Source organism: Arthrobacter sp. S39 (assembly GCF_004320525.1).
Taxonomy (GTDB): Bacteria; Actinomycetota; Actinomycetes; order Actinomycetales; family Micrococcaceae; genus Arthrobacter.
Genome location: NZ_SIHX01000001.1, coordinates 38888 through 58743, shown reverse-complemented (window position 1 = coordinate 58743; position 19856 = coordinate 38888). Strand labels below are relative to the sequence as shown.

Sequence of the window (19856 nt, the reverse complement as noted above, 5' to 3'; positions counted from 1 at the left end):
AAAGTGATAGAGCAACGGAAAGGAATTAGCCGCGGAAGACCTGGACCACCGACGGACGCGGGGCGCGCACCTGGCCGGGTGCCGGCGTCGTGCCTGCCGGAACGTAATCCGGGAAGTACGAGTTCGGCGCGTCAAACGAACCTTCCTCGCCCGGGTGCTGGACCGAGACGAAGACGGTGCGCTCCTCGTCGTGGATGATCGGGCCGCAGGTTTCGCCGTCGCGCGGCACGGCCAGGAACTGCTCCACCTTGCCGCGTTCGGCGCCGTCGAGCGTGACCTTGAACAGGCCGTCCGCGCGGCCGATGCCGGACGGGGCGCCGTCGGTGGAGATCCAGAGGTTGCCCACGGAGTCGAACGCGAGGTTGTCCGGGCAGGAGATCGGCGAGACCTGGTCCACCGGGAAGCCGGAGAAGTAGGTGACGTCACCCTGGGCCGGATCGCCGCAGACCATGAGCAGGTTCCAGGTGAAGGTGGTGGAGGTCTGGTCTCCGGTTTCGGTGATTTCGACGATGTGGCCGTCGCGGTTGGCGTTGCGCGGGTTGATTTCCGTGGCGCCTTCCTTGCCCACCTTGCCGCGGTCGGAGTTGTTGGTGCAGGCCACGTAGACCTTGCCCGTGTGCAGGCTCGGCTGGACGTCCTCGCAGCGGTCCATCTTGGTGGGTCCCACCTTGTCCGCGGCCAGGCGGGTGTAAACCAGGACCTCCTGCACGGTCATCCCGGGCACGGCCGAGGCGCCGTCAACCACCAGCGGCAGCCACTCACCGATGCCGTCGAACGCGCCGTCCGCCGGGACGGCCCCTGTACCGGTGATCTCGGCGGCGGGTGAGTTGCCGGTGAACTTGGCCACGTACAGGTTCCCGGCGGACAGCAGCGTCATGTTGTGCGCGCGGTCGCCTTCGCGGTACTTATCCCGGGAGACGAACTTGTAGAGGTAGTCGAAGCGCTCGTCGTCGCCGGAGTACGCCACCACATGGCCGGAATCGGCAACGATCACGTTGGCGCCCTCGTGCTTGAAGCGGCCCAGCGAGGAGTGCTTCTTCGGGGTGGACGTGGGGTCGAACGGGTCGACCTCGACGATCCAGCCGAACCGGTTGGCCTCGTTCTCGTAGCCGGCGTTGCGGGTGTCGAACCGCGGGTCATCCAGTTCCCATTTCCGGGCCGTGGCGTTCGACGTCAGGCCGTACCGCTTGTCGGACGCGGACGTGCCCGGGGAGACGAAGTAGCCGTTGAAGTTCTCCTCGCCGGACAGGATGGTGCCCCACGGGGTGGTGCCGCCGGCGCAGTTCCCCAGGGTGCCCCTGATGGCGCGGCCGGTGGGGTCAGCCACGCTCTTCACCAGCGCTGAGCCGGCAACCGGGCCCGTCAGTTCGTAGACCGTGCTGTTCAGGTAGCGGCGGTTCAGCCCCGCGCCCTGGACATAGCTCCACGGCTTGTTCTTGTTCTTCCGCTCCAGCTCGACCACGGACAGCCCGTGCGCGGCCTGGCCCACGGCGCGCACGTCGGCCGCGGCCATGGAGGCCGGAAACATGATGTTCTCGTTCGTGTATTCGTGGTTGGCGAACAGCAGCGCGCGGCGGCCATTGCTGCCCGGAACCTCGAGGATGTCCGTGTAGTCGTTGTTGTAGCCGAACTGCTTTTCCTGGGCCGCGGCGGTCTGGTTGTTCAGGTCAAAGGCGGGGGCGTCGTTGAAGATCGGGTCGCCCCAGCGGATCACCGGCTGCCAGGTGAAGCCTTCCGGAACCGTGACCGCGTCGACGTCGGCGGCGATGGAGGGGATGGACGTGAACTTCAGCTTCGACGTCCCGAAGCCCTCCTTCGCAGCGGGCGAGAGTCCTGCGGCGGTCGCCGGCTCCGCGGATGTCACGGCACTTCCAAGTACGACGGCGAGCGCACCGGCGGCGCCGAAGCCCAGTGCGGCGCGGCGGGACATGGTCGCGGAGGCGATGTCGCGGAAGTAGCTGTTGGAGCTGGTGTTGCAGACGTCGCCGGCGCAGGCGTTGTCGCACTTCAGCGCGCAGGTGACGGCGCTGCGCTTGCCCTTGGTGTGGCCGAGCATCGGCAGCAGGGTGAATTTGCGGGCAGTCGTTTCAGACATGGGGGCCTTCCAGGGAAAATCGATGCGGTTCCCCCACCCTGTCAGCCGGTTTCTACGCGCAGCCGTCACCCAGGTGAAGTTCGGGTTAACCGCCGGTGACCTGCAGGAACACCCGCCGATTGCTCCGTTAGGGCCCTTTTGGAGCCGCAAAAGGGCCCGTTACGGAGCAACCGATGCCGTGAGGAGGGCGTGGACCCTTGCCAGCCTCGCCAGCCACCAGTCCCGGCGGTCCGCCGACGCCGCATAGCGCGAAAGCAGCCCGGCGTCGGCGGAGACGTCGCGGAGGCGGATGGCGCCGTCGTCGGCCACCAGCGGATCCAGCGTGATGTCCGACTCGAACAGGGACACCGTCCCCAGCCCGCACGCATACGGCAGCTCCGGCAGCGACGCTGCCAACGCCAGCCCGGCGCGGATGCCCACGGACGTATCCAGGGCGGAACTCACGACGGCGGGAAGCCCGGCCTGCGCCACGATGTCCAGGGCGCGCCGCACTCCCCCGAGCGGCGCCACCTTAACAACCAGCAGATCGGCCGCGCCGGCGCGCGCCACGCGGAGGGGGTCGGATTCCTTGCGCACACTTTCGTCGGCCGCGATCAGCACGGGGGTCCCGGCGGCCCGCAGCCGCGTGCGCACCTCGGCGAGGCCCTCAATGGTGGGCACCGGCTGCTCGGCGTATTCAAGGCCGACGGCGGCGAGCCGGGTCAGTGCCTCAACTGCGGAAGGCACGTCCCAGCCGCCGTTGGCGTCCACGCGGATGGCGGCGTCGGGCAGCGCTGCACGGACGGCGGCAACCCGGGCGGCGTCGTCGTCGAGCGTCTGCCCGCGTTCGGCCACCTTGACCTTGACCGCGTCCACCCGGCCGAACCGGGCCAGCACCTCCGGCACGCGCTCAGCCGAAACGGCAGGCACCGTGGCGTTCACCGGGATGACGGTCCGCAGCGGGGCCGGGAAGCCCTGCCAGCCGGCCTCGACGGCGGCGGCGAGCCAGCGGGAGGCCTCGGCGTCGTTGTATTCGGGGAACGGGCAGAACTCGCCCCAGCCCGCAGGACCATGCAGCAGCAGCGCCTCGCGCTCCATGATGCCGCGGAACTTCACCCGCATCGGCAGGCTCACCACGTGCGCAGTGGCGAGCAGTTCGTCGAGGGAAGGGACGGAAACAGGCATGCCTTTCAGCCTACCGGGGCGGCTAGATCCACTTGTTGCGCTTGAACGTCAGGTAAAGCCCCAGCCCCATGGCCAGCATCAGGCCCAGGGCAAACGGGTAGCCGAACACCCAGTTCAGCTCGGGCATGGAAGTGAAGTTCATGCCGTAGATGGTGCCCACGAGGGTCGGCGCGAACAGGATGGCGGCCCAGGACGAGATCCGCTTGACCTGCTCACTCTGGGCGAAGCTGGATTCGGTGAGCTTGCGCATCTCATCGTTCTGCCGCTGCGCCACGAGGGCCGCGTTGACCGCCAGGGCGTTCTGCAGCAGCGCCCGGAACGACGCCACCCGCTCGTTGAGCCGCAGCACGTGGTCCAGCACGTCACGGAAGTGGTCCTGCAGTTCCGGCCCGGGCGTGCGTTCCGGCGTCCCGTTCATCAGGACCTGGAGGATTCCCACGAGCGGGCTGGTGGCGCGCTGGAACGTGATGACCTGGCGGGAGAGTTCGTAGATCCGGCGGGAGACGTCGGGGTCGGCGCCAAAGAGGTCGTCCTCGATCTCGTCCACGTCGTTCTCCAGGCCCGCGGCAACGGGCTCGTACTCGTCCACCACCTGGTCCAGGATGCCGTACAACACCGCATCCGGACCCAGGGCGAGGAACTCCGGCATGGCCTCCATCCGGCGCCGGACCCTCGCCAGGTCCGGGGACTCCGCGTGCCGGACAGTGACCACGTAATCGGCGCCGACAAACACGTGGATCTCGCCGAAGTCCACCTTCTCGACGTCGTCCAGGTAGCGGGCGGGCCGCAGCACCAGGAACACGCATTCGCCGTAGTGCTCCAGCTTGGCGCGCTGGTGGCCGGCGAGCGCGTCCTCCACGGCCAGCGGGTTGAGGTCGAACTCCTCGGCCACGGACCGGAGTTCGACGGCGTCGGGCCGGTACATGCCGATCCACGCCATTCCTTCGCGCTGCCGGAGGACGAAGTACGTCTCGTCGAGGCCTTCCGGGTCCGCGGTCCGCAGCCCGTCCACGTATACCGCGTTGTCGATGATGGTCATGCCGTGCCTCCTTTCGACAGTCCCTCGCCGGACGGAACCTCGCCGGATGAAACCCCGCGGGAACCGCCCGCCCTTTGACGCTCCCAGTCGTCGAGGACTGCGGGCATCCTGGCCGCGAGGAAGCGGTAGAAGCTGCCCATTTCGGTCACCCGGGACCGGGCGGCGGATCCTGCCGGCAGCGCCTCCGCCGTCGCGTCGGTCAGGGCTGCGAGGCTCTGGTAGATGGGGCTCTTCCGCATCGAGACGACGTACCACTCGTCGTCGTAAAGCGCGTACAGGTCGCGGCGGCTGCCGGGCTGGGAGACCCGGTGGACGAAGCCCACGGTCTGCAGGTACCGGACGGCGCCGGACACCGCCGCGGCGCTCACTCCCAGCCGGTCCCCGAGCTCTGCCGCTGTGAGGCTCCCGTCCTCGGACGAGACCAGGGCCATCAGTGCCCTGGCAGGCATCTTGGGGAAGCCGGCCGCGGCGAAGGCCGCCGCGGCCTTTTCCGCCGCGGCGTTAACCTCGGCTTCCCCGGCCCTCATGCCGTCCCCGTTTCCCGCCGCCGCATGCCAATGACGGCCACGACGGCGGCGAGGACAGCGATGGCGAGCATCCACCACGCGCCGCTCCAGTCCGTCGTCGAACCGTTGGGCACGGGGGTGTGGGTGAACGGCGAGAGGTCGCGGATGCCCTGGTCAAGTCCCACCATGCCGCCGAAGATGCCCATCACCACACCGGCCCCCAGGAGCGCCCACCCTGCGGCAATGGTCGCCGCCGGCCAGAGGACGAACACCAGCGCCGGGACGGCGAGGTAGATCAGGGCCGCGGGAAGCTGGGCCGCGGCGGTTTCCCATACGGCCCACACGTCCATGGACGTGTCGCCCGATCCGGTCAGGGAAACCCAGGCGCCCAGCCCCGCGAGGAACATGACCAGCACCACCGAGGCCGTGCCCAGCAGCAGGTAGCCGGTGAGCCAGCGGATCCGGCTGACCGGGGCGGCGAGCAGCAGTTCGGCGGTGCCTGCCGCCTCCTCCTGGCGCAGCCGGAGGACAGCCTGGAGTCCGCAGGCGGCGGCCAGGACCCCGACGATCGAAAACAGGACCGAGATCATGATCTGGGTCAGCGACGCCCCCTGGGACTGGATGATTGCACGAAGCACCGCGGTGGCACTGCTGTCGGCCAGGTCGACGGCGGCGATCGCGCTGCCGAGCGAGCCGGTCAGGAGTCCCCCCGCCAGGCCGCCCAGGCTCCAGCCGATGATCGACCCGGCCTGCAGCCGGAGGGCGAGTGCAAAGGGGCTGTTTAATCCGCGGCGTGCGGCCACCCTGCCGGGAAGGGCTCCCCAGACGCTCGCGCCGCTGTCCCGCCGTTCCAGGAGGACCCAGGCGGCTCCGAGGCTGACGGCGGCAAGCGCCAGCGGCAGGAGCAGCGGCCACCACCGGTCACCGGTGAACGCGAACGTCTGCTGACCCCAGCCGATCGGTGAGAACCAGCTGGCCGGGCCCGCCGTCATGACCGTCCCGCCGGCGTCGGGCGTGCCCGTGGCGTCCCCGATGCCCCGCAGGACGTACGCGAGGACAACCAGTGCCGCGGAGAACCCGTTCGCGCCGCGGGACGTCCCCATCAGCTGCGCCACCAGGAGGCCCACGCCCAGGAAGGCCAGCCCGACGGCGCCCGTGGCGGCTCCCGCGACCAGGGCACCGGCAGGATCAAGCCCCGCCGCCGTGAAGCCGGCGAACACCGCGAGGGCCACCAGGACGTTCGCCGCGGTCCCGTGCAGGACCGTGGCCACCGCAGGGGTCAGGCGGCCTGCCGGGGTGGAGGCGATCAGCTCGGCGCTGCCGGTTTCCTCCTCGGCCCGGGAGTGGCGTACGGCCAGGAACGTGCTCATCATGCCGGCCAGCAGGGCCAGGAAGGAGAAGATCTGGAAGAACGTGAAGGCGCCGATGCCCGCCCCGCGGGCCAGGCCACGGAGCATCAGGATGGCCGGGGTGGCCAGGGCCACCTGCAGGATCTCGGCGCGGCTGGAATCGTCGCCGTAGGTCTGGTGGATGGCGGTGGCGGAGAACAGTGCCAGGGCGCCGATGCCCAGCACCCAGATGGCCAGCTGCCAGCGGTCACGGCGCAGCCGCTGGCCCCACAGGATCCGGAGCGTAGCCACCTCAGTCACGGCCCCTCGCGCCGAGCAGGTGCCGGTGCCGGGCGTGCTCGGGCTCTCCCCCGGCTGCCCCGGCGGCCACGGAGGCGTCACCATAATGGCGCAGGAACAGCTCCTCCAGCGACGGCGGCGTGATGGTCAGTCCCTGCACGCCCAGGGCACCGAGTGCCGGAAGCACCTCCGCGATCCGGTCCGAGTCGGCACCAAACCTGACCCGGCCGCCGTCGGACGTCAGTTCATGGACGGCGCCCAGCCCGGCCAGGGCACGGGTGTCCAGGCCGTTGGCCGCGAAGGAAACCTCGGTGCGGGTGAGGTGGCGCAGCGAGTCGAGCGTCCCGCCGTCCACGATCCTGCCCGCGCGGATGATGCTCACGCGGTGGCACAGCACTTCCACCTCGGAGAGGATGTGGCTGGAGAGGAGCACGGTGGCGCCACGTTCGACGGCGGCGAGCACCTCGCTGCGGAAGACCGCCTCCATGAGCGGGTCAAGGCCGCTGGTGGGCTCGTCGAAGAGGTACAGCTCGGCGTCCGTGGCCAGGGCGGCGATCAGCGCGACCTTTTGCCGGTTGCCTTTGGAATAGGCGCGGCCTTTCTTGCCGGGATCGAAGTCGAAGGCGCCGCAGAGCCGTGCCTTGCGCTGCCGGTAGTCCCGGCCCTCCTGCGTCCGGCCGGACGTGCCGCCCCGCAGGCGCGAGAGCAGGTCGATGGTTTCGCCGCCGGACAGGTTGGGCCAGAGCCGGACGTCGCCGGGGACGTAGGCCAGGCGGCGGTGCAGTTCCACGGACTGCGTCCACGGGTCCAGGCCCAGGACGCTGGCCGTGCCGGACGTGGCCTTCGCCAGGCCCAGCAGGATGCGGAGGGTGGTGGATTTGCCGGCGCCGTTGGGGCCGAGGAATCCGTGGATCTCCCCCCGCTGGACGTCAAGGTCGAGTCCGTCAAGGGCCCGGACGCGGCCGAAGTGCTTGTGCAAATCAACGGTCTGGATGATGGTCTCCATACTTCGAACATTACTCAGATTCACAAATTTGTGAATACTGCAAATGCTTCGCCCACTCCTTCCAATGCATATCCATATGGGTATATAATTTTGTCATGGCACGGGCAGCAACAACGGCAGATACGTTCAACGCGGTGGCTGAGCCCCGCCGTCGGGAAATCCTGGACGCCCTCGCCCAACGCGAACGGCCGGTCAACGAACTCGTGGAAATCCTCGGTCTGGCCCAGCCACACGTCTCCCGGCACCTGCGGGTGCTGCGCGAGGTGGGTGCGGTGGACGTGCGCGACGAAGGCCGGCAGCGCGTCTACCGGCTGAATCCGCAGGCGCTGAAGCCGATCCACGACTGGGTTGCCAGCTACCAGCACCTCTGGGAGGAGCGCTTCGATCTCCTGGAGGACGTGCTGGAGGACCTCAAAGAGCAGGAAAACTAGAAGGAGCAGGGCAATGGCACAGACAAGCAGCGGCACCATGGACGTCACTTTCCCCAGTGACGAGGAAATCCTGATCACCCGCACACTCAACGCACCCCGGCACCTCGTCTACAGGGCCTGGACCACGCCGGAGCTCGTCCGGCGCTGGTGGCCCGGGCGGCGCGGCGAGATGACGGTGGCGGAGATGGACTTCCGAGTGGGCGGCGCCTGGCGGTACGTGATGGTGGCGCACGGCGAATTCGAGGTGGGTTTCCACGGCACGTACCGGGAGATTGTGACCAACGAACGGATCGTCAACACGGAAGTCATGGAGATGCCGGGCGCGGCAACCGACAGCGAGGAGGGCGCAGTGGTCAACACGGTCACCTTTGAAGAGGCCGACGGCGGCGCCACCACAGTGCGGATCCGCACCGACGCGGGCAGCAAGGAAGTCCGGGACATGATTGCGCAGTCCGGCATGGAAGGCGGCGTGCGCGAGCAGTTCGAGATCATCGAGGAGCTGGCGGCGGCACTGGCCTGACGCTCGCCCTTTCTTAAAGCAACGCGGGGTCACTTCCGGCCCGATAAACGAAGATCATTGGGCCGGAAGTGACCCCGCGTTGCAGTGGACTTTCCAGGCGGAGGGTGGCCTCCCGCACGGCAGAACTTGTAACAGTTGTTACAATTCAACGTGTGACTTCCCTTGAACAGGTTTCCTGGCTGGTAATGCTCGTGCAGGTCCCCTCGGAGCCATCCCGGCACCGGGTGGCTGTGTGGCGCGAGCTGCGGCGCTTCGGCGCTGTCCCCATCGGCCAGGGCGCCTGGACCGCGCCGGATGTTCCCGCCTGCCGCGAGGGTGCCGGGAAGGCCAAGGAGCTAGCCCGAGCCGGCAGCGGCGAGCTGCTCCTGCTCACCACCGGACGGGACGACGACGACGCGGCACGGCTCCGTGAGCTGTTCGCCGCCGCCCGCGCGGACGAGTGGGCGGAGTTCACCGCGGACTGCGGCAAGTTCACGGACGAGATTGCCAAGGAAATCGCCAAGCAGAAGTTCACCCTGGCCGAGCTCGAGGAAGAGGAGCAGAGCCTGGACCGGCTCCGGCGCTGGTTCCGGGCCATCCGCAGCAAGGACGTTTTCGGGAGCCCGGAAGCCGCCAGCGCCGACCAGAGCCTCGCCGGCTGCACAGAAGCCCTGGACGGATTCGCCGCCCTCGTTTACGGCGAGGTGCACTCATGACAACCACAGGCACCACGCACGCACACGCCACCCGCTCATCGTCGGCCCCGCTGTATGCCGCCGGATTCGTCACCGCGTTCGGGGCCCACAGCATCGCCGCGGGCCTTGGCGCGCAGAGCGGGAACATCGGCCTGACGCTGCTCAACCTGGGCATCCTCCTGGCCCTGTACGACGTCTCCGAGGTCTTCCTCAAGCCTGTCTTCGGCGCCCTGAGCGACAGGATCGGCGCCAAGCCCGTGATCGTCGGCGGCCTCGTGGCCTTCGCCGCGCTGTCGCTGATCGGTCTCTGGGCCGCGGACCCGCTGATGCTGGCGCTGGCACGGCTCGGGCAGGGTGCCGCCGCCTCCGCGTTCTCGCCGGCGTCCTCGGCCGTGGTGGCCCGGATGGCACGCGGCGGGAAAGCCGGCACGTACTTCGGCCGGTACGGGTCCTGGAAGAGCCTGGGCTACATCATCGGGCCGCTGCTGGGGGCAGGCCTGATCTGGGCGGGCGGGTTCGCCCTGCTGTTCGGCACCCTGTCGGCACTCGCGGCGGCCACGGCAGTGTGGGTCCTGCTGGCCGTGCCGCACCTGGAACCCCTCCCCCGCCAGCGCTACACCGTGCTGGACCTCGCACGCCAGATCGGCGAGCGCCGGTTCCTGGTCCCCACGCTGGTACTGGCAGCGTCGACGGCGGCGCTCGGTGCCGCCGTCGGCTTCCTCCCTGCGCTTGCCACGCGGCACGGCCTGGACGCCGTCGCGGGCACGGCCGCTGTCAGCCTGCTCGCTCTCGGCTCTGTCCTGACCCAGCCGCGGATCGGCAGGCTGCGCGACCGGAACGGCATCACCGACAACCAGGGCACGACGGCGGGACTCCTCCTCATCGCGGCAGGCGTCGCGCTGCTGGCGGTAGCCCCGGGACCGGTCACCATCTTCGTCGCCGCGGCGGCAATCGGCGTCGGGGTGGGTGCGGCTACGCCCCTTGGTTTCGCGCACCTGGCGGACACCACGCCGCCGGAGCGGATGGGCCGCACCATGGGCTCCGCCGAACTCGGCCGGGAACTCGGCGACGCCGGCGGGCCGCTGCTGGTGGGCGGGGTCGCCACGCTGACTGCCCTGCCGTTTGGCCTCGGGGCCCTGGCGCTGCTGATCGCCGCGGCCAGCCTCCCCCGCCTCGCCCCGGTGAACCCGCCCCCGCCCAAGTAGGTAGCGCTATCTGCCGTTTTGACCCTTCATAACGACAGTTGGCGCTACCCAGTTGGGTGAAGCGCGCTCCCAGTTTTCTGTGACACCCTTAACCGATGACCTTTTCACGACAGGCCCCGGCCCGGACCCAGCTGCGCCCCGCCCCGGGCACCGGCTTTATGTTCGCCTTCGCCACGCTGGCCTGCATCGTGGGACTCATCGCCACGTACTACTACTTCGTCCAGACCACCACGGGCCAGTTCATCGACGAATCCGCGCTGGTTGAAGCCGTGGACATCCACGGCCCCGCCGGCAAGGCTGCCACCGAGTTCCTGGACTGGCTGCCCACCATCTCCCTGGTGATGGCCGCTGTCGTGGTCCTGTTTGTCACGGTGATCCGGCGCCGCTGGACTGCTGCGGGGATCGCCGTGGCCGCGTGCATCGGCGCGAACGTGGCCACCCAGGTGCTCAAGGACGTGCTGCCGGCCCGCCCGGACAAGGGCGTCATCACGCTGGAGCTGAATTCGCTGCCGTCCGGGCACACCACGCTGGCGGCCTCCGCTGCCGCGGCCGTGTTCCTGATGGCGTCGCCGCGCTGGCGCCCGATGGCCGGTTTTGTGGGCGGCACGTTCGCGATTGCGTCGGGCGTATCGACGCTGATCAACCAGTGGCACCGGCCCGCCGACGTCGTGGCCGCGTTCCTGCTGGTGGGCGCGTTCATGATCCCCGCCGGCTGGCTGATCCTGCGGCACGGCGGGGCCTGGAATGTGTGGGACGGCTTCGGCAGGCATGTGGGGTCGGCCAAGATCTGGCTGACCCTGCCGGTGATGATCGGCCTGGCGGCGGCCGGCGTCGCGGTGTATTCGCTGGCCAGGATCGCGCCCGGCCCGGCCCAGGAAACCAGCACCACCAACTACTTCTGGGCGGGCATCGCCCTCATCGTGATCGCCGGGTACCTGGCCACGGTAGCCACCACGTCGCTGTTCGCTTATGCCGCACGACGGCGGGACTCACCGAAGCGCTGACGGCTTCATCAGGCGACCCTACTTTTACGGACCATCTTGCGCAGCCAATCCGCGTCGCCCACTATGTTCAAACTGTCCCGGGCAATTGAGTCGAACACCGGTGCGGCGGAAATTTCGCTTGTCCTGTAGACCAGCGGCCGGGCATCATTTCCGGTCCAGGCGGCTATCCTCGCGGCCAAAGTGGCTATCCTCGCATCCGCCAGGTCATCGTCCACTTCGTCCGGCAACGCGATGAAAATATCCACGTCGCTGTCGGTTCGCATGTCGTTCCTAGCGGCGGAACCGAAGAGGACCACGCTGGCCGGGACGAAATCCCAGGAATCGATCTCGTTGCGGATGCGGTCGATGAGAACCGACTTGGCTGCGGCCATTGCCAGAATCGCGTCCGCCAGCAAATGCTCGCGGTTGAGCCGGTAAGCGTGCGTTCTGCCCACAACCTCGTCGAGAACTATGCCCTGCTCAGTGAGCCGCTGCAGTGCCTTGCGGACTCCGGCGAGGGAACCAGCTTCGGGGAGGAGCTTCTGAATGCCGGGCGCAGTAAAAGCCGCCTCCGCTCGACCCAGGACGTAGAGCACGCCCATGTCGAGTGATGGACTGATTGCCGTGAGCGGATTCTGAAATCTCATCAAACACCTCCGGATACACTATTGTAAGTCTATATACACAAAAGTAAAAATAAATGCACGAAAGTGGATATTCAGTCTCTGGTCGATGTAGCAGTCAAAGCCATGCAAACTTAGGTGCTGCTCAGGTTCCCAAAGGATCCAATCGAAGGTTGCAGGAACATGATTGGAAGTGGGCTGGGCGCCACAGTTTCGGAGAGGAGTGGTCATGGTCCGGGCTCTGGTGTGCAGGCTCAATATTGGCCACCGCTGGCTGGCAGAAACCAGTTTCGAAGACGGGTTCCGGCGCTGTAACAGGTGCGGGAGGTCCGACCGCCCCAGCGCCAATTGGTCCAAGTACCTGTTCGCTGGCCACCGCCCAGATAATGCATGGAATCCCGGTTCTGTGGTGAAAAGGAACGCCGCAATGGTGGCTGTAGCTCTTGTACTTTCGGGGTGCACGTACGTGACCCCTGACGAAACAGCCACAACCCCGCCTGCGAAGCTTTCCGCGGCCCTGGAAGCTTTTGCCGACGACGCGTCCGCACACGGTGCGCCTGCTGTGGTCTTCCATGTGCGGAATGGAGACCAGGAGGAGCTAAGGGCCACCGGGGTGAATAACCTGGAGTCCAACAAGAAGGCGGTCCCAGCGGACAAAACGTGGATCATCGGGGCGGGGACGCCGATGGTGGCCGTGTCCGTGATGAAGCTGGTGGAGGCCGGCGCCGTGGGCCTGGGTGACCCAGTCTCCGCTCATCTGCCCGAGTTTACGGCCATCTTCCCGGCGTGGGACCGGGTCACGGTGCGGGACCTTTTGGGCAGTACTTCCGGTCTGCCCGACTATTTTCCACCCCTGATTGAATCCAGGAGCCTGGACGAGCTCCAAACCCGCCCGTTGACCTTCGAGGAACGGCTCAGGATTGCGGCCGGGGTGGACCTGCCGCCGGGACCGGTGTCCTATTTTGCGTGGTCTGCAACGGACTGGGAAGTGCTGGGCTGGCTGCTGGAACGCAAACACAACCAGGGACTCGAAGAGGTTCTCGCCAAGGATGTGTTTGAGCCGGCGGGAATGGGCAACACCCACTTGGCGGTGGCAGGGCTGCCGCCCGAGCCCATGCTGCATGGATACGTGCTGGAGTCCGGGAACAGGCGCGACTTCACGCGTATTGACGCGGTTGCCGGGTCGGCTGATTCCGGGGTCATTTCAACGGTTGAAGACCTGAGCAGATTCGTGGCGGCGCTCACCACGGGGCGGCTCATCCGCGAGGAGACGTGGAAGAGCATGATGGAGGCCGAGCTGTTTCCTTTGGGTGGCATCCGTCCAAGCGATGACATCTGCCCGGGCACACGCCATGTCTTCGTGTCCGGGGGCGGAGGCCCGTACAGTGTCCAATCCGTTTCCTCTGTGGACGGGCAGCAGCAGGCTACGGTAGCTACTGTGCTTCCGCCCCGGGAACTGAACGTCGCAGACGCGCCTCCGCTCGTCCCGGAGATGGAGGACGCTATTCTGCAGACAGCCATGAGCATGTGCTAGCTAGACACCACCGTCCGCCGGGGCATTCTTGGACTGACGGGCGGCCAGACTCACCCTCCTGCTGTCGGTCCTATCCAGGCAACCGTGACGGGCTGGGCTTCAAACCGGATTTGCCCCGTTACGCGAGCGCCGCGGACAGCGAGCGCAGGAGCCAGCCGCGGTAGGCCTTCACGGTCCAGCCGGCCTCCCCCACCAGCGTCCGGTACGTCTGCGGGTGGCCGAGCGACCAGATGGCGGCGGCAGCATCGGCGTCGGACATTCCGGACCGCAGCCCGCCGTGGGTCCGCACCGCGGCGGCCGCCTCGCCGTACCGTTCCAGCCGCTGCAGCGCCCGGTCCGACTGCAGCTTCGCGGCGGCGGGGTCGACGGCGGCGGCCTGGGCGATGACCGCCACTACCGGTCCGGTGCGCCGGTGGACCTCCACAAACCAGTCGGCCAGGACGGCGATAAGCGCGTAGAAGTCGGGCGCGTCCGCCGTCCGCTGCCGCATCAGTTCCAGGACGTTCGACGGCGAGTGGGGGCCCGACGCCGCAGCGTCCAGTACCGCGGACAGCAGCGCCGCTTTGTTCCCCACTGAGTTGTAGACGGTTTGCAGTGCCACGCCGCTCTCCGATGCGATGGCCTCGATGGTGGTGGGCACGTACCCCTGGTCGGCGAAGAGGCGCCCGGCCACCGACACGATCAGGGCCCGGGTGTCCGCCGCCTGGACCGCGCGGCGGCTCGGTTTGGGAACAGCGGAGTGGGTGGCGGACGCATCGGCTGAAGCGGTCATAAACCTAGACTATTCCTCCACTCACTAGAATGCTATTCTAGTGAAATCCGCAGGGCGGCCGCAGAGGAAGCGCCCCGGATCAGGCGAAGGAGCCGGCCATGGATTCGCACATCTATGACGTTCTGGTCATCGGGGCAGGACAGTCAGGCCTCGCCGCGGGCTACTACCTGAAACCGTCAGGGACGGACTTCGGCATCCTGGACGGCGCGGACCGCGTGGGCGACGTCTGGCGCCGACGGTGGGATTCGCTGCGGCTCTTCACCCCGGCCCGCTACAGTTCTCTACCCGGCCTGAAGTTCCCGGCGGCAGGCGGCAGCTACCCCGGCAAGGACGCTTTCGCGGACTACCTGGAAAGTTATGCGCAGCAGTTCCAACTGCCGGTCCGGACAGGAATCCGCGTCCATTCGGTCCGCCGCAGGGACGGCGTTTTCGAGATGCAGACCAGCGCCGGGGAGTTGCTGGCACGGAACGTCATTGCCACGCCGGGCGCCAATTCCACCCCCAACATCCCGGCGGTGGCACAGGAACTGGATTCCGGCATCACGCAGCTCCACAGCAGCCAGTACCGCGGCCCGTCGGGCATTCCGGAGGGCGGCGTGGTGGTGGGGGGCGCGGGAACGTCGGGCGCCGAGATCGCCCTGGAATTGGCGCAGAACCGGCTGGCCGGAACCGTGTATCTCGCCGGCACGCCCACCAAGCACATCCCCGACGCCGTGTTCCGTTTCGCCGGGCCACTGTACTGGCGCCTGGTGAACTCGCTGCTGACCCTGGACACCAAGCCGGGGCGCAAAGTGGCGGCCCGGTTCCACCAGCACGGGGCACCACTCATCCGGGTATCAATCGAGGACGTCGAGCGGGCAGGTGCCGTTCAGCTCCCCCGCATCAGCAGCGCCGCAGACGTCCCACCTGACGTGGGTACCGTCATCTGGGCCACCGGGTTCCGGCCCGACTTCGGCTGGATCGAGGGCCTCCCGACGGACGACGGCGGGTGGCCGGCCACCAGCCGCGGCGTGGTTCCGGAACTGCCGGGGCTGTACTTCGTGGGCATGCCGTTCCAGTACGCCCTGACCTCAGGGATCGTGGGCGGCGTGGGCCGGGATGCGGAGTACGTGGTGGAACATCTGCTGAGGATCAGGGCGGCCCAAGGAGCCAGCTCCCGGGCCTGAGCGCTAAGGCCTGCCCGGCACCGGCGTCAGGGGCAGATGATCTTGCCGTTGGACGTGCTGTTGTTCAGGATGATGTTCAGGTGGGCCGCCGTCTGGTCCGGGTACGTCGCCGTGACACGCACCGTCAATGGACCGGCAGGGTTGTCCCTGACGATCTGGGACGCCAGGGCCAGGTTCGGGTTTGACGTCAGGACAATGTATCCGGGAGTCATCCCCAAGAGACCTGAAATCCCGGAATAGCTGGTGCCGTACGTGCCGTTTGCCTGAAGTGCGGCGTACGTGACGGTTGCCGTCGCCGGAACGGTAACTGTGAGCGTGGCAATTCTTTGCGGGCTGTCGTTCGTGCAGGTGAGCGACGTGATCGCCGGGCCCGGCCACGCGCCGTTGGCGGTGACGGACATCGTGGCCGTTGCCGACTGCTGCCAGAGGGCGGAGGCCGAAACCGCCCCGGCACCCAGGAGAACGGTCAGCACAAACGCGCCCACCGCCAAAGCAGCCCCAGGCATCCGCAACAGCGTTTTCACACCGAAGCCCCGACGTCTGACTTCTGTGAACGCGAGCGGTTCCGCAGACCCTTGAACACCAGGAGCCCTCCGTACCCGATCAGCCCGGCTGCGGCCAGGGCGGTCCACAGGTTGCGGTCGGCGTTGCCCAGGGCATTCGCCAAGTATCCGACGTACGGGACGGCGTAAAACAGCTGGCCCTTGACCTGCAGTTCACGCACGGGATCGGCATCGTTGACGCCGTTGTTGTCGCCCTTGGTGATGAGGGTCTTCTCCCCCTCCTGGGTTGCCCCGAAGCCCACGATCCGGTGGGTTTCGACGTCGGGCCGGCCGGAGTACATCTGGAAGGTCACCACGTCGCCGTACTTGAGTTCGGCGAACTCCGCCGGCTTGACCACCAGGAAGGTTCCGGGCACGTACTTGGGTGCCATGGAGTTGGTCAGCACGGTATAGGTCTGCGAGCCCGTCGCCTTGGGAATGATGATCAGGACCAGGGCCGCGAAAACGGCGACCATCATGACCACCATGTTCAGGATTTTGCCGACGGCGGAGAGCCGACGGCGGGCTGGCGCCACGCCTGCGGGGCGTGCGGCAGCGGGTTGAGGTGCTGAGTCGGCAGGCGCCTCACGCGCCATCAGGTCAGGCGCAGCCACTTGGCACCCCGCAAAGCTGTCGTGCGGTGATCGGCAGTGAGATGTTCACGGCTTGACCTTTCACTGAGACTGGGGCGGTTGAACTCATGCTGACCTGGAAGCAAAGAACGGTACTCGCTGCCTTCGGAACGGAAGCGGACGTCAGTCCTGCCGACGTGAGGGTGGCATACCCGGTCAGGGTGCTGCATTCGGCAGCGGTTGCGACGTTCTTGGCGCTGACCGTCAGGTACTGCGCCAGCGAACCGCCATTGACGTTGGCCAGTGTTGCCTGGTCAACAGTGACGGTTGTGTTGAACGTTCCGCCGGCGTTGCTGTTGTTGGCGGCCGCCACGCTGGCGTACACGGAGGTTCCCGGCGTGATGGTGGCCGACTGGACGAGGTTGATTGTCGCTGCGGTCCCTCCGGAAAGGCTCATGTTGCTGGCCTGCCCGGAGGGGCTCGCGGTGAGGGCGACGTCAAACGATGCGGAGGTTACGGTTCCCGGAGCTGTAGAGGTGCCGGCGTTCCACAGGGCGTAGGTGCCCTGGACTGCCAGCAGCCCCAGGACCACCGCCGCTGCGATGAGCGCACCGGCCCGCAGCATCCGCGGGATCCGCATTGTTCCTCCTGGTCTGGTCCTTAAATGTCCTGATGGGCGGCTGGCCGGTGGGCCAGCCGCCTAGTTCAGACTAGGACAGACCGTCATTCGCGGTGTTGACCTGGGTCAGGGTGAAACCGACATTGTTGAAGTTGTAGGTTGCGCTGACGTCGGCGCGGCCCGCGGTGGTTGCCTTGAATTCGAACGTGATGGTCGACGTGACCGTCTGGGTTGAACCCGTCGGGTGCAGCGGGTTGGAAACAGCCGAGCCGCCGACAGTCAGGACCGGAGCGGAAACCACCACGTTGTTTGCGGCAGTGAATCCGTTGGTCGCGCTGATGCCGGAGGTGGCGATCGTTGCGGCCATCTTGTCACCGACGAGCGTGACGTTGAGGTCCTGCGTGAACGTAAGCAGGTCGCCCGGAACAACGTGGTAAGTGTTGTTGGCAATCTTGGCGGTGATATCGACGCCTAGCCGGTCCTTCCAGACCCCTGCGCCGTTGACGACGTTCAGGTCGCCGGCAACGATGGTGCCCGGCGTCTGGGTGGCAGCTGCGTTCCAGTTAGCCAGTGTGCCGCCGCCGCCCAGCAGCAGTGCTGCGCCCAGTGCGATTGCCGCGGATCCCTTGATGAGTGTGGTGTTTTTCACGATGTTTTGTCCCCTCAGACTTTTGCGTGCTTGTTTTGTACTGCTGAAAGCAACAATGCACGCCTTCGATCAGGACTTATGGGGGGAATTAGTCAATGTTTGCTCAAGATATTTGACGCTTCAACTGGCACCTGACCTGCGCTTTTATATCCAGTCGTTGGTCGAACTGGCCGCCAATGGCCGGACGGTAGACCCGCAGGGAAGAACAGGGCCCTGCAATAAAGTACGGCCATGGACCCTCATATGGACCCGGCGTAGTCTTGAATCGGCAACCGAAGATACCTGCAACGGCGCAGGTTACTGAGATCGCCTTTGGTGTTGGCGCCCACGCTCTCTGCCGTTAGGCGCCGCGTTTCGGCCCCGCTATCTGGGAAACGGATCGGCCCATCCTCCCGGGGCCTCCACGTTGGAGTTCCCGCCGAAAACACATCACCGCTCCATCCACCGATGGAAACCCACACCTTGCTAAGAGGTTGTACACAATGAAAGTCAACATCCGTCGATTGCTCATGCTCGTCGTGGCCGCGCTGGTTCTCTTCATGACCGGCGTGTCCGCAGCCCAGGCAGCAAACCCGCACTTCAAGCGCAACGGAGAGCCGGTCTGTACCGTGACCCAGACAGGGTCAACTAGTTCCACCACCTGCCGGACGGTTCTTGCCGGCCTGGGCAACGACGATCTGCTCGCCACGGTCACCGTGAGCGGCTTCGCCGTTTACCAATGCCAGAACCAGGGTGGCAACGTCGCCCCCGGGCAGAACAAAGTCCTGGTGGGCCCGGCGACGGCCCCCACCTTCATCGATAGCGACGCTATCAAGAACGGGAACCTCACCCTCGTCACCAACCCCGCAACACTGAGCGCCCCGGGAACAGTCACCGCTGCCCAGGCGGGCTGCGCCAACAACAACTGGACCGGCGTCAACCCGGTTCTGACTGTCACCTCGATATCGCTCGTCATCGAGCAGCCTCCGGGAACGGTGATCTTCACCTGCTCGGCGAGCAACCCGAACGGGCTCGGCAGCACGGTGGCGCTGACCTGCTGACGCCGCCGTAATCCCTTCCGAACCCCGCAAACCACCAGCCGGATGCCCCACCAGCACCCGGCTGGCCCGCGGGAGGCCACTTAGCAAAGGGCCCCGCAGCCCGCGTACCCGGCAAACAAAAAGCGAGTACAGGCTACTCGTGCGTAGGAAGCGCAGGAGGGCTTGAATGATGGGGACCGGTACGGAGGGTCGGGCTGGCATCCCAACGCAGCGATGTCCGCCAGGGTTTTTCCGCACCGGTCATATCCACAGGTTTCCCGGCGACCGACACGTTCATACCGGGTTCAAACCGGGGCCGGCGGTGGGATGGTCTTTTGAGACCGGGCCATCCGCCCCCAGACACCGCTGGCCCCCACCACCTGACGCTCCGCCGTCGCAAACGTCCCCAGACGCTTAGCCCCGCAGCTGCTCCACAATAATCCGCGCCGTCGCCGGCTCCCCCAGAATCCGGAAGTGCCCGGCGGAGGGCAGCTGGATGTTGGTGGCCCCGGGCAGGACGCTGCCTTCCGGGATGTGCGGATCGAACACACCGTAGATGGAGCTGATCCGGCTGTTGATGGTCTCCTCACGCGCCATCTGCCGGGTCAGGGCGTTCCGCGGCGAGAAGATCCGCAGGCTGGGCATCAGCAGGTAGCGGGCGTACCGCGATCCGGAGAACGGCGTGCAGACCGTGATCATGCGCCGGACCCGCTGCTCCGGATCCAGGGCCAGCATGACGTATTTGCCGATCAGGCCGCCCTTGCTGTGCGCCACGATCGACGCGTCCGTCAGGCCCGCCTCCTCGAGGTGCTGCGCCACCAGCCGCGCGGCGATGGGGACGTCCAGCTTGTTCCGCTGCAGCATGGTCACCACATGGACGGGATGCCCGGCGTCGTGGATAGCGTGGATGACGGGCAGCATAAACTGCCAGTTTTCGTAGACGCCGGGGATGATCACCACGGGACTGAGGTGCCCCTGGTGGAAGGATCCGGGCTGGGTACGGGACAGAATGCCGCGCACCTGCCAGCCCGCGGCATAGGCGTAGTCCTGCGCCCACCACAGGCCTTTCTGCAGCAGCCCGGCGTCGTCACCCATCTGTTGAGGATAGC

Annotated in this window: 21 protein-coding genes; 8 read left to right on the top strand and 13 right to left on the bottom strand. The window is 67.0% G+C overall.

Features of this window, described 5'->3' with window-relative positions:
- Positions 1-25 precede the first annotated feature (25 nt).
- From EYS21_RS00285 to EYS21_RS00260, 6 genes are all read right to left on the bottom strand, one after another.
- Entirely contained in the window at positions 26-2095 is a 2070-nt protein-coding gene (locus EYS21_RS00285) for a PhoX family phosphatase (RefSeq protein ID WP_131131170.1), read from the bottom strand.
- 159 nt (positions 2096-2254) lie between these two features.
- Positions 2255-3259, bottom strand: coding sequence for an o-succinylbenzoate synthase (locus tag EYS21_RS00280; protein ID WP_131131169.1), 1005 nt, complete (start codon positions 3257-3259; stop codon positions 2255-2257).
- Between the two features lie 22 nt (positions 3260-3281).
- Positions 3282-4298, bottom strand: a complete 1017-nt coding sequence (locus tag EYS21_RS00275) for a magnesium and cobalt transport protein CorA (RefSeq protein WP_131131168.1) — start codon at positions 4296-4298, stop codon at positions 3282-3284.
- Entirely contained in the window at positions 4295-4825 is a 531-nt protein-coding gene (locus EYS21_RS00270; RefSeq protein WP_131131167.1) for a MarR family transcriptional regulator, read from the bottom strand. The genes EYS21_RS00275 and EYS21_RS00270 overlap by 4 nt, the downstream gene beginning before the upstream one ends.
- Positions 4822-6453 carry an ABC transporter permease subunit gene (locus EYS21_RS00265; RefSeq protein ID WP_242633216.1) on the bottom strand — a complete coding sequence of 544 codons (1632 nt, stop codon included), beginning with the start codon at positions 6451-6453 and terminating at the stop codon, positions 4822-4824. Before EYS21_RS00265 ends, EYS21_RS00270 begins: the two co-directional genes overlap by 4 nt.
- Positions 6446-7438 (bottom strand): ABC transporter ATP-binding protein, encoded by a 993-nt coding sequence (locus EYS21_RS00260; protein WP_131131165.1) that lies wholly within the window; start codon positions 7436-7438, stop codon positions 6446-6448. Before EYS21_RS00260 ends, EYS21_RS00265 begins: the two co-directional genes overlap by 8 nt.
- A 95-nt stretch (positions 7439-7533) precedes the next feature.
- On the opposite strand from EYS21_RS00260, the gene EYS21_RS00255 reads away from it, so the two are divergent.
- The 5 genes from EYS21_RS00255 (at position 7534) to EYS21_RS00235 (ending at position 11272) form a co-directional block, all read left to right on the top strand.
- Positions 7534-7869: a metalloregulator ArsR/SmtB family transcription factor gene (locus EYS21_RS00255; protein ID WP_131131164.1), complete on the top strand. Its 336-nt coding sequence runs from the start codon at positions 7534-7536 to the stop codon at positions 7867-7869.
- A 13-nt stretch (positions 7870-7882) separates the two neighbouring features.
- Positions 7883-8389, top strand: a complete 507-nt coding sequence (locus tag EYS21_RS00250; RefSeq protein WP_131131163.1) for an SRPBCC family protein — start codon at positions 7883-7885, stop codon at positions 8387-8389.
- 152 nt (positions 8390-8541) lie between these two features.
- Entirely contained in the window at positions 8542-9084 is a 543-nt protein-coding gene (locus tag EYS21_RS00245; protein WP_242633215.1) for a Chromate resistance protein ChrB, read from the top strand.
- The gene (locus EYS21_RS00240; RefSeq protein WP_131131162.1) at positions 9081-10268 is read left to right on the top strand and encodes an MFS transporter; all 1188 of its coding nucleotides are present in this window, start codon (positions 9081-9083) and stop codon (positions 10266-10268) included. Before EYS21_RS00245 ends, EYS21_RS00240 begins: the two co-directional genes overlap by 4 nt.
- A gap of 95 nt (positions 10269-10363) precedes the next feature.
- Positions 10364-11272 carry a phosphatase PAP2 family protein gene (locus EYS21_RS00235; RefSeq protein WP_131131161.1) on the top strand — a complete coding sequence of 303 codons (909 nt, stop codon included), beginning with the start codon at positions 10364-10366 and terminating at the stop codon, positions 11270-11272.
- A gap of 8 nt (positions 11273-11280) precedes the next feature.
- On the opposite strand, the gene EYS21_RS00230 is transcribed toward EYS21_RS00235, so the two are convergent.
- Positions 11281-11853: a nucleotidyltransferase domain-containing protein gene (locus EYS21_RS00230; protein WP_242633214.1), complete on the bottom strand. Its 573-nt coding sequence runs from the start codon at positions 11851-11853 to the stop codon at positions 11281-11283.
- A 448-nt stretch (positions 11854-12301) separates the two neighbouring features.
- Here EYS21_RS00230 and EYS21_RS00225 point away from each other — a divergent pair, with 448 nt between their 5' ends.
- A complete protein-coding gene (locus EYS21_RS00225; protein ID WP_242633213.1) occupies positions 12302-13408 on the top strand; it encodes a serine hydrolase domain-containing protein in 1107 nt (368 codons plus the stop codon).
- Positions 13409-13526: 118 nt separating this feature from the next.
- Here the strand turns inward: EYS21_RS00225 and EYS21_RS00220 are convergent, their stop codons facing one another.
- Positions 13527-14180, bottom strand: a complete 654-nt coding sequence (locus EYS21_RS00220) for a TetR/AcrR family transcriptional regulator (protein ID WP_131131159.1) — start codon at positions 14178-14180, stop codon at positions 13527-13529.
- Positions 14181-14278: 98 nt separating this feature from the next.
- Here EYS21_RS00220 and EYS21_RS00215 point away from each other — a divergent pair, with 98 nt between their 5' ends.
- Complete coding sequence (locus tag EYS21_RS00215) at positions 14279-15346, top strand: NAD(P)-binding domain-containing protein (RefSeq protein ID WP_131131158.1); 1068 nt, start codon at positions 14279-14281, stop codon at positions 15344-15346.
- A gap of 26 nt (positions 15347-15372) precedes the next feature.
- Here EYS21_RS00215 and EYS21_RS00210 read toward each other — a convergent pair whose 3' ends face one another.
- The 4 genes from EYS21_RS00210 to EYS21_RS00195 all read right to left on the bottom strand — a co-directional run bounded on the left by EYS21_RS00210 (position 15373) and on the right by EYS21_RS00195 (position 17728).
- Complete coding sequence (locus EYS21_RS00210) at positions 15373-15870, bottom strand: hypothetical protein (protein ID WP_131131157.1); 498 nt, start codon at positions 15868-15870, stop codon at positions 15373-15375.
- Entirely contained in the window at positions 15867-16502 is a 636-nt protein-coding gene (locus tag EYS21_RS00205; protein ID WP_242633212.1) for a signal peptidase I, read from the bottom strand. Before EYS21_RS00205 ends, EYS21_RS00210 begins: the two co-directional genes overlap by 4 nt.
- Positions 16489-17100: a hypothetical protein gene (locus EYS21_RS00200; protein ID WP_131131156.1), complete on the bottom strand. Its 612-nt coding sequence runs from the start codon at positions 17098-17100 to the stop codon at positions 16489-16491. The genes EYS21_RS00205 and EYS21_RS00200 overlap by 14 nt, the downstream gene beginning before the upstream one ends.
- 70 nt (positions 17101-17170) lie before the next feature.
- A complete protein-coding gene (locus EYS21_RS00195) occupies positions 17171-17728 on the bottom strand; it encodes an alternate-type signal peptide domain-containing protein (protein ID WP_131131155.1) in 558 nt (185 codons plus the stop codon).
- 482 nt (positions 17729-18210) lie between these two features.
- On the opposite strand from EYS21_RS00195, the gene EYS21_RS00190 reads away from it, so the two are divergent.
- A complete protein-coding gene (locus EYS21_RS00190; protein WP_131131154.1) occupies positions 18211-18768 on the top strand; it encodes a hypothetical protein in 558 nt (185 codons plus the stop codon).
- A 393-nt stretch (positions 18769-19161) separates the two neighbouring features.
- Here the strand turns inward: EYS21_RS00190 and EYS21_RS00185 are convergent, their stop codons facing one another.
- Entirely contained in the window at positions 19162-19842 is a 681-nt protein-coding gene (locus EYS21_RS00185) for an alpha/beta hydrolase (protein ID WP_131131153.1), read from the bottom strand.
- Positions 19843-19856 lie beyond the last annotated feature (14 nt).

Coding starts and splice junctions, on each gene's coding strand:
- EYS21_RS00240 (WP_131131162.1), top strand. CDS start 9,081: ATGACAACCACAGGCACCACGCACGCACACGCCACCCGCTCATCGTCG.
- EYS21_RS00280 (WP_131131169.1), bottom strand. CDS start 3,259: ATGCCTGTTTCCGTCCCTTCCCTCGACGAACTGCTCGCCACTGCGCAC.
- EYS21_RS00225 (WP_242633213.1), top strand. CDS start 12,302: ATGGTGGCTGTAGCTCTTGTACTTTCGGGGTGCACGTACGTGACCCCT.
- EYS21_RS00200 (WP_131131156.1), bottom strand. CDS start 17,100: ATGCGGATCCCGCGGATGCTGCGGGCCGGTGCGCTCATCGCAGCGGCG.
- EYS21_RS00250 (WP_131131163.1), top strand. CDS start 7,883: ATGGCACAGACAAGCAGCGGCACCATGGACGTCACTTTCCCCAGTGAC.
- EYS21_RS00255 (WP_131131164.1), top strand. CDS start 7,534: ATGGCACGGGCAGCAACAACGGCAGATACGTTCAACGCGGTGGCTGAG.
- EYS21_RS00260 (WP_131131165.1), bottom strand. CDS start 7,438: ATGGAGACCATCATCCAGACCGTTGATTTGCACAAGCACTTCGGCCGC.
- EYS21_RS00270 (WP_131131167.1), bottom strand. CDS start 4,825: ATGAGGGCCGGGGAAGCCGAGGTTAACGCCGCGGCGGAAAAGGCCGCG.
- EYS21_RS00220 (WP_131131159.1), bottom strand. CDS start 14,180: ATGACCGCTTCAGCCGATGCGTCCGCCACCCACTCCGCTGTTCCCAAA.
- EYS21_RS00185 (WP_131131153.1), bottom strand. CDS start 19,842: ATGGGTGACGACGCCGGGCTGCTGCAGAAAGGCCTGTGGTGGGCGCAG.
- EYS21_RS00230 (WP_242633214.1), bottom strand. CDS start 11,853: ATGGGCGTGCTCTACGTCCTGGGTCGAGCGGAGGCGGCTTTTACTGCG.
- EYS21_RS00215 (WP_131131158.1), top strand. CDS start 14,279: ATGGATTCGCACATCTATGACGTTCTGGTCATCGGGGCAGGACAGTCA.
- EYS21_RS00190 (WP_131131154.1), top strand. CDS start 18,211: ATGAAAGTCAACATCCGTCGATTGCTCATGCTCGTCGTGGCCGCGCTG.
- EYS21_RS00235 (WP_131131161.1), top strand. CDS start 10,364: ATGACCTTTTCACGACAGGCCCCGGCCCGGACCCAGCTGCGCCCCGCC.
- EYS21_RS00275 (WP_131131168.1), bottom strand. CDS start 4,298: ATGACCATCATCGACAACGCGGTATACGTGGACGGGCTGCGGACCGCG.
- EYS21_RS00285 (WP_131131170.1), bottom strand. CDS start 2,095: ATGTCTGAAACGACTGCCCGCAAATTCACCCTGCTGCCGATGCTCGGC.